Source organism: Pseudomonas sp. P7758 (assembly GCF_013386485.1).
Classification (GTDB): domain Bacteria; phylum Pseudomonadota; class Gammaproteobacteria; order Pseudomonadales; family Pseudomonadaceae; genus Aquipseudomonas.
On record NZ_JACARS010000021.1, the window covers coordinates 1 to 16917 of the forward strand.

General features: G+C 63.3%; 6 protein-coding genes. 3 read left to right on the forward strand and 3 right to left on the reverse strand.

The genetic code is table 11. The features are described from left to right. Positions 1-60: 60 nt before the first annotated feature. Positions 61-645 carry a TetR/AcrR family transcriptional regulator gene (locus HX873_RS05790; RefSeq protein WP_177081935.1) on the reverse strand — a complete coding sequence of 195 codons (585 nt, stop codon included), beginning with the start codon at positions 643-645 and terminating at the stop codon, positions 61-63. A 134-nt stretch (positions 646-779) separates the two neighbouring features. On the opposite strand from HX873_RS05790, the gene HX873_RS05795 reads away from it, so the two are divergent. Continuing rightward, positions 780-1952 carry an MFS transporter gene (locus tag HX873_RS05795; protein WP_102369571.1) on the forward strand — a complete coding sequence of 391 codons (1173 nt, stop codon included), beginning with the start codon at positions 780-782 and terminating at the stop codon, positions 1950-1952. On the opposite strand, the gene HX873_RS05800 is transcribed toward HX873_RS05795, so the two are convergent. Together HX873_RS05800 and HX873_RS05805 are read right to left on the reverse strand one after the other, a co-directional pair. Continuing rightward, the gene (locus HX873_RS05800; protein ID WP_087695354.1) at positions 1953-2309 is read right to left on the reverse strand and encodes a type II toxin-antitoxin system HicB family antitoxin; all 357 of its coding nucleotides are present in this window, start codon (positions 2307-2309) and stop codon (positions 1953-1955) included. Further along, positions 2306-2557: a type II toxin-antitoxin system HicA family toxin gene (locus HX873_RS05805; RefSeq protein WP_063028501.1), complete on the reverse strand. Its 252-nt coding sequence runs from the start codon at positions 2555-2557 to the stop codon at positions 2306-2308. The genes HX873_RS05800 and HX873_RS05805 overlap by 4 nt, the downstream gene beginning before the upstream one ends. A 208-nt stretch (positions 2558-2765) precedes the next feature. On the opposite strand from HX873_RS05805, the gene HX873_RS05810 reads away from it, so the two are divergent. Both HX873_RS05810 and HX873_RS05815 read left to right on the forward strand, forming a co-directional pair. Then, positions 2766-15137: a non-ribosomal peptide synthase/polyketide synthase gene (locus tag HX873_RS05810; RefSeq protein WP_177122467.1), complete on the forward strand. Its 12372-nt coding sequence runs from the start codon at positions 2766-2768 to the stop codon at positions 15135-15137. A 2-nt stretch (positions 15138-15139) separates the two neighbouring features. Then, positions 15140-16917, forward strand: a 1778-nt coding sequence (locus tag HX873_RS05815) for a condensation domain-containing protein (RefSeq protein ID WP_177122468.1), incomplete at its 3' end; no start/stop codon positions are given.

Sequence of the window (16917 nt, forward strand, 5' to 3'; positions counted from 1 at the left end):
GGCCGTTACCTAAATAATGGATATGCCCCCCTGGATCCTGACCACCCCCGCCGCACTCGTTCAGCGAACGGCATCGGGCTTCAACCCGCGCAACAACAACTCCAGCCCTCGCAGAGCCTCTTCCAGCCGCACACCCGAGTCTCCATCCTGGGCGATCCACAACGATGCGCTCACCAGGCTGCCATTGATCAGCCTCGCCAGCGCCTGGCTGCACGCCTGCTCGATGAGGCCCGCTTGCATCAAGTCATCGAGCAGCTGGCGCAGCGAGTCCACGCATTGCTGCTGGTCAGTTGCGCCCAGCACCGCCGGGGCATCCTGCAATACGATGCGCTGGACCTCGGGATCCTGAGCCATGCGCAAATAAACCCGGCAGCGCTCGCAAAACCCTTCCCAAGGATCAACCGCCTGTTCCGAGATACGCTGCAGGCTCGCATCCATTTCACCGTCGAGTTGCGCAACCACCGCCGCCAGCAAGCCTTTCTTGTCGCCAAAATGATGGTACAACGCACCCCGGGTCAGGCCGGCGCGAGCGGTGAAATCGTCCATCGACGTCTGGGCGTAGCCTTGTGTGGCGAAGGCCTGGCGGGCGCTGGCGATCAGGCGGGCGCGGGTGTCTTCGATCATGTCGGCACGGGCTCGGCTCATGGGTAAGGCTCACAATAGGTGATTGACATACGACGCGTATGTTACGCATGATTTGTCACATACGCACCGTATGTATTTTGCCCCGAAAACCTCGAATAGCAAGTTTCAGGGCGCTCAGGAAGAGGTTACACACCATGGCAAACCCCTACGCCGAGCTGTTCCAGGCGCCAGGTTCCAGGGCTTTTGTATTGGCGGGCATGCTGGCCCGCATGCCGATCTCCATGACCGGGATCGGCTTGATCACCATGCTGTCGCAAGTGCACGGCGGTTACGGTTTGGCCGGTGCGGTGACCGCTACCTTCGCCCTGGCCACCGCGTTTTGCGCGCCCCAGGTCTCACGGTTGGTGGACCGTTATGGCCAGGGCCGGGTGTTGCCGGTGGCCGCGTCCATCGGCGGCGGCGCGCTGCTGCTGCTGTTGCTCTGCACCCGGGTGCAGGCGCCAACGTGGACGCTGTTCGTCTTTGCCGCCCTGGCCGGCTGCATGCCCAACATGTCGGCCATGGTGCGGGCGCGCTGGACCGAGCTGTACCGCGGCCAGCCCAAACTGCAAACGGCGTTTGCCCTGGAGTCGGTGCTCGACGAGGTGGTGTTCATCATTGGCCCGCCGGTCTCGGTGGGTCTGTGCGTGCTGCTGTTCCCCGAAGCGGGGCCGTTGATTGCCGCGCTGTTTCTGGCAGTGGGCGTGACCGCCTTTGTGCTGCAACGCCAGACCGAGCCACCGGTGCATGAACATCACGCCGAGCACGGCCGTTGGCTGATTGCCTCGCCCTCGGTGTTGATCCTGATGGTGCTGTTGATGGCCATGGGCATCATCGTTGGGGTGGTGGATGTGGTCAGTGTCGCGTTCGCCCAGCATCAGGGCCAGCCCGCCGCGGCGAGCATTGTATTGTCGGTATACGCCATCGGTTCGTGTCTGGCCGGGCTGGCGTTCGGTGCGCTCAAGTTGAAAGCACCGCTGCCGCGCCAGTTCTTGTACTGCGGCGTGGCCACCGCCGTGACCACGCTGCCGTTGTTGCTGGTGACGAATATTCCGGGGTTGGCGGCCGCGATCTTCATCTCCGGCCTGTTCTTCGCCCCGACCCTGATCGTGTCCATGGCCCTGGTGGAACAAATTGTTCCGCCCAGCCGCTTGACCGAAGGCATGACCTGGCTGATCACCGGCCTGAGCATCGGCGTGGCCATTGGTGCTGCCAGCTCCGGCTGGATGATCGACCGCTTCGGCGCACCCAGCGGGTTCTGGGTGGCGCTGGCGGCGGGTGCGGTGGTGCTTGGGGCGGCGGTGCTGGGGTATCGGCGGTTGGGGTGATTACCCGGTCACCAGTGCGCCGCGATGTTGCAGGAATTCGTTCAGCGCCTGGCGCGTGAGATCGTTCAACGTGACTTTTTGCCGGGTCGCGGCAAGCGCGGCGGCCAGGTGGAGTTCATGGCCGACACGGACGTTGAACGAACCCTTGCAGGGCTTTTCCGGTGCTTGCCCAAGGGCCTGGCAGGTCTCGATGTAGTCGTCCACGGCGGTGCAAAAGGCGGCGTCCAGTTCGGCGACGGTTTTGCCCTCGTAGCTGACCAGGGCCTTGATGAAAAGCAGCTTTCCGAACAGGCAGTTGTCTTCGATGCTGGCTTCGATGGAGCCGATGTAGCCTTTGTGTTTCAGCTGGTTGTTCACTGAATCAGTTCTCCTGATTTCAATTGTTCGATGATCTGGCGCCGAATGTAGTGTTTCAGTTCGTTGCCGGGGTGAGGCTTGTGCAGGGTGATCATTGCACTGGGGTCGCCTATGTCGAACCTGACCCGGCTACCCGCCCCTTCGATTTGCGTGTATCCCAGGCGCCGCAGCAGCGTGACGAGTTCGGGCCAGGTAAAGGCCGATTGCTCATTGAGCAGTTTGGCCAGCAGCTTTTCATTTTTCGACACGGCGATTCTCGCCTGCAACTAAATTTAGTTGCAATTGATGGGTTGCGTCAATGATAGGACAGCTGCGCCCAGCCTCTCGGTGTTTGATGTAACCCTTGATGACACCGTGGTCTGCGCCCCCAATCCCCGCTAATTTTTCCCTTCCGGATTCGTTTTATAGGGACGACGTGCCTTTGTGCTTCCTGCCTATTGCCCCGGATCCCAAGAAATGAACGCTGAAGACTCCTTGAAACTTGCTCGCCGGTTTATCGGGTTGCCCCTGGAAAAACGCCAGATGTTCCTCCAGGCGCTACACAAGGAAGGAGTGGATTTTTCCCGGTTTCCGATCCCGGCAGGGGTGGAGGCCGAGGACCGGCAGGCGCTGTCCTATGCGCAGCAGCGGATGTGGTTTCTGTGGCAACTGGATCCGGCCAGTGGCGCCTATAACCTGCCCGGCGCGGTACGGCTCAAGGGCGCCTTGAGCCTGCCGGCGATCGAGCAGGCGTTCGCCAGCCTGGTGGCCCGCCATGAGACGTTGCGCACGGTGTTCCAGCGCCAGGCGGATGATCGTCTGTTGCAAGTGGCCGCGCAGTCGCCGCTGGTGGTCGAACAGTTGGACTTCAGCGCCCTGGCACCCGCCGAGCGTGAGCAGGCGGTGATGCAGGCCGCTACCCGCCAGTCGCTGTTGCCCTTCGACCTGGCCAACGGCCCGCTGCTACGGGTGCAATTGCTCAAGCTGGCCGAGCAGGAACACGTGCTGCTGCTGACCTTGCACCACATTGTGTCCGACGGCTGGTCAATGAACGTGCTGATCGACGAGTTCATTCGCTGCTACGACGCCCATGAGCGCAACGAGCCGCCGCAACTGCCGGCCTTGCCGGTCCAGTACAGCGACTACGCCCTGTGGCAGCGCCGCTGGCTGGAGGCCGGCGAGCAGGCTCGTCAGCTGGAATACTGGCAGGCACGCCTGGGAGATGAGCACCCGGTACTGGAACTGCCCATCGACCATCCACGCCCGGCGATGCCCAGCTACCAGGGCACCCGGCATGACTTTGCGATTGATCCGGCGCTGGCTGCGCAGTTGCGCAGTTGCGCGCAAAAACACAATGTGACCTTGTTCATGTTGCTGCTCGGCGCGTTCAACGTGCTGCTGCATCGCTACACCGGGCAGGGCGACATTCGGGTTGGCGTGCCGATTGCCAACCGCAACCGCAGCGAAGTCGAAGGGCTGATCGGTTTCTTCGTCAATACCCAGGTGTTGCGCACCGAACTGACCGGGCAAACCCGCGTCGACGAGTTGCTGCAAGGCATCAAGGAACACGCGCTGGGCGCCCAGGCCCATCAGGAATTGCCGTTCGAACGCCTGGTAGAAGCCTTGAAAGTCGAGCGCAGCCTGAGCCACACGCCGCTGTTCCAGGTGATGTACAACCATCAGCCGCAAGTGGCGGACATCGCCGCGGTCAACACCGCCTCCGGGCTTGAACTGTCCCTGGTGCAATGGCAAGGCCGTACCACCCAGTTTGACCTGAGCCTGGACACCTACGAGAAGTCCGGCACCCTGCACGCCGCGCTGACCTATGCCAATGACCTGTTCGACGCCGCCACCATCGAGCGCATGGCCCGGCACTGGCTCAGCCTGTTGCAGGCGATGGTCGCCGATGGCAGCCAGCGCATCGGTGAACTGCCGATGCTCGCCGCCGCAGAGCAGCACGTGCTGGTGCATGACTGGAACCAGACGGCCGAGGCGTACCCGACCGAACGTGGCATCCACCACCTGATCGAAGACCAGGTACAACGCACTCCGCACGCCGTTGCCCTGGTGTTCGGCGCGACGCAGTTGACCTACGCGCAGCTCGACGCGCGCGCCAACCAGTTGGCCCATGCCCTGCGCGAGCAGGGTGTTGGCCCGGACGTACTGGTGGGGATCTGCATCGAGCGCTCCATCGAAATGGTGGTCGGCCTGCTGGCGATTCTCAAGGCCGGCGGCGCCTACGTCCCGCTGGACCCTGAATACCCCCGCGAACGCCTGGCTTACATGATCGAAGACAGCGGCATCGGGCTGCTGCTCAGCCAGCAGAGCCTGCTGTCGACCTTGCCGGTCGACGGCATCAACGTCATCGCACTCGACCAGGCACAAGGCTGGCTCGACGATTACGGCCGCGAGCCTCTGGCCGTCAACGTGCACGCGCTGAACCTCGCCTATGTGATCTACACCTCCGGCTCCACCGGCAAGCCCAAGGGCGCAGGCAACAGCCATCGTGCGTTGGTCAACCGCCTGTGCTGGATGCAGCAGGCTTATGGCCTGGATGCCAGCGACGCAGTGTTGCAGAAAACCCCGTTCAGCTTTGACGTGTCGGTGTGGGAGTTCTTCTGGCCGTTGATGAGTGGCGCACGGCTGGTGGTCGCAGCACCCGGCGCGCATCGCGAGCCGGCTCGCCTGATCGAGACCATTGGCGAGCACGCCATCACCACGCTGCACTTTGTACCGTCGATGCTGCAGGCATTTATCCACGAGCCGGGCGTGCAGGCCTGCGCCAGCCTCAAGCGCATCGTATGCAGTGGCGAGGCGCTGGCGCTGGATGCGCAGTTGCAGGTGTTCGCCAAGCTTCCGGGCGCCGGGTTGTACAACCTCTACGGCCCGACGGAAGCGGCCATCGACGTCACCCATTGGACCTGCATCGACGAAGGTGCCGACAGCGTGCCCATCGGCCGCCCCATTGCCAATCTGGGAACCTACATCCTCGACGCGCAACTCAACCCTGTGCCGGCAGGCGTCAGCGGTGAGCTTTACCTCGGTGGCACCGGGCTGGCCCGCAGTTACCACCGCCGCGCGGCGCTCACCGCCGAGCGTTTTGTGCCGTGCCCGTTCAATGACGGTGCGCGGCTGTACCGGACCGGCGACCGGGTGCGCCAGCGCGCCGACGGTGTGATCGAATACCTCGGCCGCCTCGATCATCAGGTCAAGCTGCGCGGCCTGCGTATCGAGCTGGGTGAAATCGAGACCCGCCTGATGCAACACCCGCTGGTGCGCGAGGCCGTGGTGCTGGTGCAGGGGGGCAAACAGTTGGTTGCTTACCTGGTGCTGGAGGGAGGCGAGCCTGCCACGCCGTGGCAACCGGAGCTCAAGGCGTGGCTGTTGAACAGCCTGCCGGAATACATGGTGCCCACCCACCTGATGCCGCTGGTGAAATTGCCGGTGACCGCCAACGGCAAGCTCGACCGCAAGGCCTTGCCGTTGCCGGACGCTGCGCCGCAGCAAGCGTTCGTGGCGCCACAGGATGCATTGCAAAAAGCCCTGGCGGCGATCTGGGAGGATGTGCTCGGTCTTGAGCGCGTCGGCCTCGAAGACAACTTCTTCGAGCTGGGCGGCGATTCGATCATCTCCATCCAGGTGGTCAGCCGTGCGCGGCAGGCCGGCATCCGCGTCAGCCCGCGTGACCTGTTCCAGTACCAGACCGTGCGCAGCCTGGCACTGGTCGCCACCCTCGATAAACGCTCGGCGGTGGATCAGGGGCCGGTGAGCGGTGATGCCGTGCTCGGGCCGATCCAGCAGCATTTCTTCAGCCGCGGGATGCCGGTGCGCGAACACTGGAACCAATCGCTGCTGCTGACTCCCCGTGAGGCCTTGAATGTGCAGTGGCTCGATACAGCGCTGACGCACATCATCAATCACCACGATGCCTTGCGCCTGCGTTTTACCGAAAGCACCGAGGGCTGGCAGCAAAAACACGATGCTCCAGTGGCCAGCGCTGATCTGTGGCTACGCGATGCCGAGTCGGCGGAACACCTGAATACCTTGTGCAACGAGGCGCAGCGCAGCCTTGACCTGCAAAACGGCCCGCTGTTGCGAGCCTTGCTGGTCACGCTGGCCGATGGCAGCCAGCGCCTGGCGCTGATCGTTCACCACCTGGTGGTCGACGGTGTGTCCTGGCGCGTATTACTGGAAGATCTGCAGCAGGCTTACGAACAATTGGCGGCAGGCGGCGGCATTGAGCTGCCGCCGAAAACCAGTGCATTCCAGGGCTGGACTGCGCGGCTCGAACAGCAAGTGCAGCGCTTCGATGAACAACTGATGTACTGGAAAACCCAGCATCAGGATGCGAAGGATCTGCCGTGCGACCGACCTGATGCCAGCCTGCAAAATGCGCAGGGTGAAAAAATCGAGTGGCGACTCGACGCCGAACGGACCCGTCAGTTGCTGCAACAGGCGCCCGCCGCGTACCGCACGCAGGTCAATGACCTGCTGCTCACCGCGTTGGCCCGCACCATCAGTCGCTGGAGCGGTCAGGCAGGCACGCTGATCGAGCTTGAAGGCCATGGCCGCGAAGACCTGTTCGATGACATCGACCTGAGTCGCACCGTGGGTTGGTTCACCAGCCTGTTCGCGGTCAACCTCACCGCCAGCGATGACCTCGACGGTTCGATCAAGTCGATCAAGGAGCAACTGCGCGCGGTGCCGGACAAAGGCCTGGGCTATGGCGTGCTGCGTCATCTGGCGTCCCCGGCAGTACGCGCCGAGCTGGTGGCACTGGCGCCACCGCGGATCACCTTCAACTACCTGGGCCAGTTCGACCGTCAGTTCGACGACGCGGCCTTGTTTGTGCCGTCTGCCGAAACCAGCGGTGTGGCACAGGATCTGGCGGCGCCATTGGCCAACTGGCTGACGGTTGAAGGCCAGGTCTATGGCGGCGAACTGTCGATGAGCTGGGGCTTCAGCCGCGAGATGTTCGACAGCGCGACCGTGCAGCAACTGGTGGACCGCTATGCCAGCGAGCTGCATGCACTGATCGAACACTGCTGCACCTTGCCGGCCGCGCAAGCCACGCCATCGGACTTCCCGCTGGCGCGGGTGACCCAGGCGCAACTGGATGCGCTGCCGGTACCGGCCGGTCAGCTCGACGATCTCTATCCGCTGTCGCCCATGCAGCAAGGGTTGCTGTTCCATACCCTGTACGAACAGGCGGCGGGTGAATACATCAACCAGTTGCGCGTCGACGTGCAGGGCCTGGATCCCGAGCGTTTCCGCGCCGCTTGGCAGTCCACCGTCGATGCGCAAGACATCCTGCGCAGCGGTTTCGTCTGGCAGGGCGAGCTGGCGCAACCGCTGCAGATCGTGCACAAGCAGGTGCAACTGCCGTTCGCCACCCTGGATTGGCGGGCCCGTGACGATCAGCCGGCGGCCCTCGCGGCGCTGGCCGATGCCGAGCGAGCGCAAGGGTTTGACCTGGCCTGTGCGCCCCTGCTGCGCCTGGTACTGGTGCAGACCGGCAGTGACCAATGGCACCTGATTTACACCCATCACCACATCCTGATGGACGGCTGGAGCAACTCGCAGTTGCTCGGCGAAGTATTGCAGCGCTATAGCGGCCGCACACCGGCGAATGCCGGCGGCCGTTATCGCGACTACATCGCCTGGCTGCAACGTCAGGACGCCCAGTTGAGCCAGGACTTCTGGAGCGAACAACTGGCCGCGCTGCAAGCGCCGACCCGGCTGGCCCGCGCGGCCACCGCAGGCGCGCGCCAGAGCGGTCACGGCGACCATTACCTGACGCTGGACGAGCAACGCACCCGGGCGCTGGAAGCGTTTGCCCGCCAGCAGAAAATCACCGTCAACACCCTCGTGCAAGCCGCGTGGCTGCTGTTGCTGCAACGCTATACCGGACACGAAGCAGTCGCGTTCGGTGCGACCGTGGCCGGTCGTCCGGCGGACTTGCCGGGCATCGAGCAACAGGTCGGCCTGTTCATCAACACCCTCCCGGTGATCGGCGCACCGCGTCCCGATCAAAGCGTCGGCCAATGGTTGCAAACGGTGCAGGCGCAGAATCTCAGCCTGCGTGACTTCGAACACACGCCGCTGGCGGACATCCAACGTTGGGCCGGGCAGGGCGGTGAAGCGCTGTTCGACAATATCCTGGTGTTCGAAAACTATCCGGTAGCCCAGGCGCTGAGCCAGGCTGGGCAGGGGCTGGTGTTCGGCGATGTGGGTAACCTGGAGCAGACGCACTACGCGCTGAGCGTGGCGGTGACCCTCGGCCGGCAGCTGGCGTTGCATTACAGCTTCGACCGCGGCCAATTCGCGAGCGAGGTGGTCGAAGGCATCAGTGCGCATTTGCTGCAACTGCTTGAGCAGTTTGCCGAGTCGGCAGAACGCAACCTGGGTGAAATCGCCCTGGCAAGCCGCGACGAACAGGCCCGCCAGCAAGCGCAGAACCATCCACAGCCGTACCCGGTGGACATCGGCGTGCATCAGCGCATTGCCACCCTGGCAGCCGAGCGCCCGCAACGCACAGCGGTGATTTTCAACGATCGGCAGTTCAGCTACGGTGAAATCGACCAGCGCGCCAACCAACTGGCCCACGCGCTGATCGCCCGCGGCGTTGGCGCTGAAACCCGTGTGGGTGTGGCGTTGCCGCGCAGCGAGTCGGTAATTGTGGCGTTGCTGGCGGTGCTCAAGGCCGGCGGCGCTTATGTGCCGCTGGACACCCGCTACCCGCGCGAGCGCCTGGCCTACCTGATCGAGGATTCGGGGCTGGCGCTGCTGATCAGCGATTCGTCGGTGTCGGCGCAGCTGCCGGTTGCCGAATCGGTACCCTTGCTGGAGCTGGACCGTCTTGATCTGCGTGAGCAGTCGATCAAGGCACCCTCGGTGCAGCTCGACCCGCACAACCTTGCGTATGTGATCTACACCTCCGGCTCCACTGGCAATCCGAAAGGCGTCAGCGTTGCCCACGGTCCATTGGCCATGCATTGCCAGGCCATCGGCCAGCGCTATGAAATGCGCGACAGCGACTGTGAGTTCCACTTCATGTCGTTCGCCTTCGACGGTGCCCACGAACGCTGGCTGACCAGCCTGACTCACGGGGCTTCGCTGCTGATTCGCGACGACACGCTGTGGACGCCGGAGCAGACCTACAACGCCATGATCGAACACGGCGTGACCGTGGTCGCGTTCCCGCCGGTGTACCTGCAACAACTGGCCGAACATGCCGAGCGCGTCGGCAATCCACCGAAGGTGCGCATCTATTGCTTTGGCGGTGACGCGGTGCCGAACGCCAGTTTCGAGCGGGTCAAGCGTGCGCTCGATCCGGACTACATCATCAACGGCTACGGCCCGACCGAAACCGTGGTCACCCCGTTGATCTGGAAGGCCGGTCGCGAGGTGCCGTGCGGTGCTGCCTACGCGCCGATCGGCAGCCGCATCGGTGACCGCAGCGCCTATGTGCTCGACACCGACCTGAACCTGTTGCCCCAAGGCATGGCCGGTGAGCTGTATCTGGGGGGCACCGGCCTGGCCCGTGGGTACCTCAACCGACCGGGGCTGACCGCCGAGCGTTTTGTCGCTGACCCGTTCAGCGCCGCTGGCGGCCTGCTTTACCGCACAGGCGACCTGGTGCGCCAGCGCGCCGACGGCACGTTCGACTATCTGGATCGTATCGACAATCAGGTGAAGATCCGCGGCTTCCGCATCGAGCTGGGTGAGGTCGAAGCGGCGCTGCAAGCCCTTCAGGGTGTGCGCGAAGCGGTGGTCGTGGCCCAGGAAGGCAGCGCCGGTAGCGGCAAGCGCCTGGTGGCTTACGTGGTCGGCGATTCAACCCGTGCCGGTTTCAGCGAAGACCTGCGTGCGCAGCTCCAGGCTTCATTGCCGGCGCACATGGTGCCGGCGTATGTCTTGTCTCTGGAACGCATGCCGCTGACACCGAACGGCAAGCTGGATCGCAAGAACCTGCCCAAACCGGATGTCAGTCAACTGCAACAAGCCTACGTCACTCCGCGCAACGCGCTGGAGCAGCAACTGGCGACGATCTGGCAAGACGTGCTCAAGCTTGGGCAGGTGGGTATCAGCGACAACTTCTTCGAACTGGGTGGCGATTCGATCATTTCGATCCAGGTGGTCAGCCGTGCGCGGCAGGCGGGGATTCGCTTCAGCCCCAAAGACCTGTTCCAGCACCAGAGCATCCAGGCGCTGGCCGTGGTCGCACAGACCGGTGAGACGCTGCCGTCGATCGATCAGCGACCGGCAACCGGCGCCACGGTGCTGTTACCGATTCATCAGCAATTCTTCGCTCAGGAAATTCCCGATCGTCACCACTGGAACCAGTCGGTGATGCTCAAGCCGGCGCAGGCACTGGATGCACACGCACTGGAGCAGGCGCTGGAGGCTTTGGTGGCGCATCACGACAGCTTGCGCCTGGATTTCTTCAAACGGGCTGACGGCTGGTCGGCACACTACCGTGACGTCGCGGCGCACACGGATCAAACGCTTCTGTGGCCAGTGGAGGTCGCGGACCTCGCAGCCCTTGAGGCACTGGGTGACGAGGCCCAGCGCAGCCTGCAATTGAACGGTGGCTCGCTGATACGCGCGGTGCTGGCGAACCTGGCGGACGGCACTCAACGGCTGTTGCTGATTATCCATCACCTGGTGGTCGATGGCGTGTCGTGGCGGATTCTGTTCGAGGATCTGCAGAACGCTTACCGGCAAATCCTTTCAGGCGCAGGTGTGCAGTTGCCGGCCAGGACCAGTGCGGTCAAGGCCTGGGCGGCGGCATTGCAGGGCTACGCCACAACCCCTGCGCTGCAGGCCGAGCTGAGTTTCTGGCAACAACAGTTGCAGGGCGCTTCGCCAGCCTTGCCGTATGACCGTCCGAACGGCGGGCAGCAACATGATCAGGCCCTGACCTTTCGTAGCAAGCTGGACCGGGCCCTGACCCGCCAGCTGTTGCAGGATGCGCCGGCGGCCTATCGCACCCAGGTCAACGACGTATTGCTGACCGCGCTGGCGCGGGTGATAACGCGCTGGACCGGTGACGACAATGCGTTGGTGTTGCTTGAGGGGCACGGTCGCGAAGACGTGTTCGAGCACATCGACCTGACCCGTACCGTGGGCTGGTTCACCAGCGTGTTCCCGGCGCGGCTGTCGCCGGTTGCGGATCTCGCTGGGTCGCTCAAGCAGATCAAGGAGCAGCTGCGGGCAATTCCGCATAGGGGCATCGGCTTCGGCGCACTGGCGTACCTGGGCGATGAACAGACACGGGAGTCTTTGCAAGCCTTGCCGCTACCGTGCCTGACCTTCAACTATCTCGGTCAGTTCGACGCCAGCTTCGATACCGCCGACGACGCCCTGTTTGTGCCGACCGGCGAATCCGGCGGTGCAGAAGTCAACCTGCAGGGGCCGCTCGGCAACCCGCTGGCGCTCAACAGCAAAGTCTTCGGTGGTGAACTGGACCTGACCTGGACCTACAGCGGCGCGATGTTCGATGCCGCGACCATCCAGCGCCTGGCCGACGACTATGTGCAAGAACTGGCGGCGCTGATCGGCCATTGCTGCGACAACTCCAACCGGGGAGTGACGCCGTCGGATTTCCCGTTGGCGCAACTGTCTCAGGCCCAACTCGATGCGCTGGTGCTCGAACCTCAAGGCATCGACGACATCTACCCGTTGTCACCGATGCAGCAGGGCATGCTGTTCCACACCTTGCTCGAACAGGGGAATGGCGATTACATCAACCAGATGCGCCTGGATATCGATGGCGTCGATCCGCAACGCTTCCGCGCGGCCTGGCAAGCCGTGGTGGATGCCCATGACATCCTGCGTACCGGGTTCATCTGGCAAGGCAATCTTGAACAACCGATGCAGGTGGTACAGCGTCAAGTGCAGGTGCCGTTCCGTGTGCTCGACTGGAGCGGTCACGCCGATCGGGATGCGGCACTGCAAACCCTTGCCGATGAAGAGCGCGCCCAAGGCCTGGACCTGAACTGCGCGCCCTTGATGCGCCTGGTACTGGTACGCACGGCAACTGATCGTCATCACCTGATCTACACCAACCATCACATCCTGATGGATGGCTGGAGCAGCGCGCAGTTGCTCGGCGAAGTGTTACAGCACTACAGCGCAGAAACCGTGGCACGACCCGTTGGCCGGTATCGTGATTACATCGCGTGGCTGAAGCGGCAGGACGCATCGCTCGGCGAAGCGTTCTGGAAGGAGCAGTTGCACGCCCTGGATGAACCGATTCGCCTGGCGCAGATGTTTGCCCGTCCGGCACAGGGCATCGCCACCCACCTTTACGCTCACCACCACCTGCACCTCGATGAGCAGCAAACGCGCCGTCTGGGCGACTTTGCCCGAGAGGCGAAAGTCACCGTCAACACTGTGGTCCAGGCTGCGTGGCTGTTGCTGTTACAGCGCTACAGCGCAAAGTCCTGCGTCGCCTTCGGCGCAACCGTGTCGGGGCGCCCGGCGGACCTGGCAGGCGTCGAGCAACAGATTGGCCTGTTCATCAACACCTTGCCGGTCATTGCCAGCCCGCGCTCCGAGCAGAGCCTGGGGGATTGGCTGCACAGCGTCCAGGCGCAGAACCTGGCGTTGCGGGACTTCGAGCACACCGCGTTGTTCGATATCCAGCGCTGGGCGGGGCGGGGTGGTGAAGCGCTGTTCGACAACATCCTGGTGTTTGAGAACTATCCGATTTCAGAAGCCCTGGAGAAAGGTTCGCCTCAGGGCCTGCGCTTTGGTGCCGTGGGCAATCTGGAGCAAACCAACTACCCGCTGACCCTGCTGGTGGGCCTGGGCGCCGAGCTGACCGTGCAGTTCAGCTATCAATGTGCGAGCTTCACACCTGTGTCGGTGGAGCAGATCGGCGTGCACCTCAAGCGTCTTCTGCTGCAAATGAGCAGCGATGCCGCACGCCCACTGGGTGACCTCATGCTGTTGGACCCGAGTGAAACCCGCGAGCAATTGCAGGACTGGAACGCCACCGCAAGCGTCTACCCGGGCGAGCACTGCATTCATCGTCTGTTTGAGGCGCGGGCACGGCAGACGCCGGATGCCACGGCGCTGCTGTTTGCTGATCAGGCGCTGACCTACGCTCAACTCAATACCCAGGCCAATCGCCTGGCGCATCGTTTGATTGAACTCGGTGTCGGCGCTGACCAACCGGTGGGTATCGCCCTTGAGCGTGGGGTGGACATGATCGTCGGGCTGCTGGCGATCCTCAAGGCCGGTGGCGCCTACGTGCCGCTCGATCCGCACTATCCGGTGGATCGCCTGGCCCACATGATTGAAGACAGTGGGTTGCAGTTGCTTCTGACCCAGGCATCGTTGCTGCGCCAGTTGCCGATTCCGGCAGGGGTGCACACCGTCTTGCCGAGTGCAATGGATGAATCGGTCAGCCCTGAACAGGCGGCCAATCCGCAGGTGTCGGTGGACGGCGATAACCTGTGCTACGCCATTTATACCTCGGGCTCTACCGGCAAACCCAAGGGTGTGATGGTACGCCATGGTGCCCTGGTGAATTTCGTTGCCAGCATGGCCCGCGAACCAGGCATCGAGGCAAGTGACCGCCTGCTGTCGCTGACCACCTTCTCGTTCGATATTTTCGGCCTGGAACTGTACGGCGCGCTGTTCAGCGGTGCGGCCGTGGTGCTGGTGGACAAACAGAGCGCCCACGACCCTGAAGCATTGCTGGGGATTATCGAACAGCAGCAGGTCAGTATCGTGCAGGCCACGCCATCGACGTGGCGCATGTTGCTTGAGCATCCCATGGCCGAGCGTCTTGCCGGACGCACATGCCTGTGTGGCGGCGAGGCATTGGCCGAGGACCTGGCCGAGCGTTTGCTGGCGGTCGCAGGCCCGGTCTGGAACCTCTATGGGCCCACGGAAACCACGATCTGGTCGGCGGCTTATCCACTGACCACAGACAAGCGCTTGCCTTACCTCGGCCGGCCGATTGCCAACACCTCGCTGTACATCGTCGGCGAGCACTTCGCGCCGAACCCTGTCGGGTTGATCGGTGAATTGCTGATTGGCGGTGGTGGCCTGGCGCGCGGGTACCACGAGCGGCCGGCGCTCACCGCCGAACGCTTCCTCCCGGATCCATTTGGTAATGGCACACGGCTGTACCGCACCGGTGACCTTGCGCGACATCGCGTCGACGGTGTGATCGAGTACATCGGCCGGGCAGACCACCAGGTGAAAATTCGTGGCTTTCGCATCGAGTTGGGAGAGATCGAAGCGTGCCTGTTGGCGCAGGACGCGATCCGCGAGGCGGTGGTGGTGCCTCAGCAAGGGCCGGGTGGCACGCAGTTGGTGGCCTACCTGATTGCGGCCGGTGGTACTGAGGCGGCCGAGGCGCAGTCGTTGGTGGCGCTGCGCGACGAGCTGAAGGCGCGGCTCGCCTGCGACCTGCCGGACTACATGATTCCGGCGCACTGGATGCTGCTTGAGCGCTTCCCGCTGACGCCCAACGGCAAGCTGGACCGCAAAGCCTTGCCGCTGCCCGACGCCAATCAGTTGCTGCGGGCCTATGTGGCGCCGCAAGGGGCGCTTGAGCAGAGCGTCGCACTGATCTGGCAAGAGGTGCTCAAGCTTGCGCGGGTAGGGCGCGACGACAACTTCTTTGAATTGGGCGGGCATTCCTTGCTGGCGACCCAAGCGACAGCCCGCCTGCAAATGGAGCAAGGCGCAGCCGTGCCCCTGGACCTTTTATTTCGAACCCCATCGCTGTCGGAGTACGCCGCGCAACTGGCGGTGCACCTGACACCTCACTCCAGCGAAGACTTGAGTGAGATGCATGATTTCCTGGCAGACCTGGAGACCCTTTGAAAATGACTCAGCTCGATAACCTGTCTCTGGTTCAGCGATTCATCCGTTTGCCGCTCGCCCAACGGCAAGCGTTCCTGCAAAAGCTGCACAGCAAAAACATGAGTTTTGCCGCGTTGCCGATTCCGGCGATGCGTGACGAGTTCGAGCATATCGGCCTGTCCTACGCCCAGGAGCGCCAGTGGTTCCTCTGGCAATTGGACCCTCACAGCGCGGCCTACCATGTGCCGACGGCGCTGCGGTTGCGCGGTGCACTGGACGTGCAGGCGTTGCAGCGCAGCTTCGATGCATTGCTGGAGCGCCATGAGGTGCTGCGTACGGTGTTTGTCGACGGGCCGGAAGGGCCGTTGCAGGTTGCGCACGCGTGCCTGAGCCTGCCGGTCACGACGGTGGTGCTGGAAGCGGTGCCGGACGCCGCAGCGCTCAAGGCGTTGATTGACACTGAAATCACTGCGCTGTTCGACTTGCAGCAGGGCCCGTTGTTGCGGGTCAAGCTGTTGCAACTGGCACCGGACGACCACGTGCTGGTGCTCACCCAGCACCACATCATTTGTGACGGCGCATCGGCGCAGATCATGGTTCACGACCTGGTCAAACTCTATGCTGCCCACAGCACTGGCCAGGCGCCGGACCTGCAGGCGCTGCCGATTCAATACGCCGACTATGCGATCTGGCAGCGCAAATGGATGGAAGCCGGCGAGCTTGCGCGGCAATTGGGCTACTGGACCGAACGCCTGGGTGATGGTGGTGAAGTGCTGCCTTTGCCTGCTGACCGCGCCCGTCCGGCGGTGCAGAGTTACCGCGGTGCGCGGCTGGACCTCGCCATCGATGCCGGGCTGACCGAACGCCTCAAGCGCGTGGCCCAGCGCGAAGGCTGCACCTTGTTCATGCTGTTGCTCGCCTCATTCCAGGTATTGCTGCACCGTTACAGCGGCCAGTCGGACATCCGCGTGGGCGTGCCGGTGGCCAACCGCAACCGTCTTGAAACCGAAGGCCTGATTGGTTTCTTCGTCAATACCCAGGTGCTGGATGCGCGGATTCAGGGGGCAATGCCTTTCGATCAATTGCTGGCGCAGGTCAAGCAGGCTTCGTTGGGCGCCCAGGCTCACCAGGATTTGCCGTTCGAGCAATTGGTGCAAGCCCTCGCACCGGACCGACACATGAGTCACAGTCCGTTGTTCCAGGTGATGTTCAATCACCAGAGCGGCGATGCCGCCCAAGCGTTGCAACTGCCAGGCTTGCATGTCGAGAGCCTGGATTGGAGCTCGCACACGGCGCAATTCGATCTGACCCTTGGCACGCACGAGACCCAGGGCGCATTGGCCGCCACATTCACCTATGCCACTGATTTATTCGACACTGGCACCATCGAACGCCTGGCCGCTCACTGGCTGAACTTGCTGCAAGGCATCGTCGCCGATCCGCAACGGCGCATCGGGGAATTGCCGCTGCTGGACGCGACCGAGCAACAGCACAACATCGCCCAGTGGAACCCCGGCCCGCGCAGCTTCCCAAGCGACACCTGCGCCCATCAACTGATCGCCGAGCAGGCCCGTCAACGGCCTGACGCCGTGGCCCTGCGTTGCAACGGCCAGACGCTGACCTACGCTGAACTGAATGCTCAGGCCAACCGCCGTGCGCATCAGTTGATCGCTCACGGCGTGGGGCCGGACGTGCTGGTGGGCCTGGCCGCGGAGCGGGGTATCGAGATGATCGTCGGCCTGCTGGCGATCCTCAAGGCCGGCGGCGCCTATGTGCCGCTCGATCCAACCTACCCGCAGGA

Excerpts from the sequence above, each read along its gene's own strand:
- HX873_RS05790 (WP_177081935.1), bottom strand. The coding sequence starts at position 645 with ATGAGCCGAGCCCGTGCCGACATGATCGAAGACACCCGCGCCCGCCTG.
- HX873_RS05795 (WP_102369571.1), top strand. The coding sequence starts at position 780 with ATGGCAAACCCCTACGCCGAGCTGTTCCAGGCGCCAGGTTCCAGGGCT.
- HX873_RS05810 (WP_177122467.1), top strand. The coding sequence starts at position 2,766 with ATGAACGCTGAAGACTCCTTGAAACTTGCTCGCCGGTTTATCGGGTTG.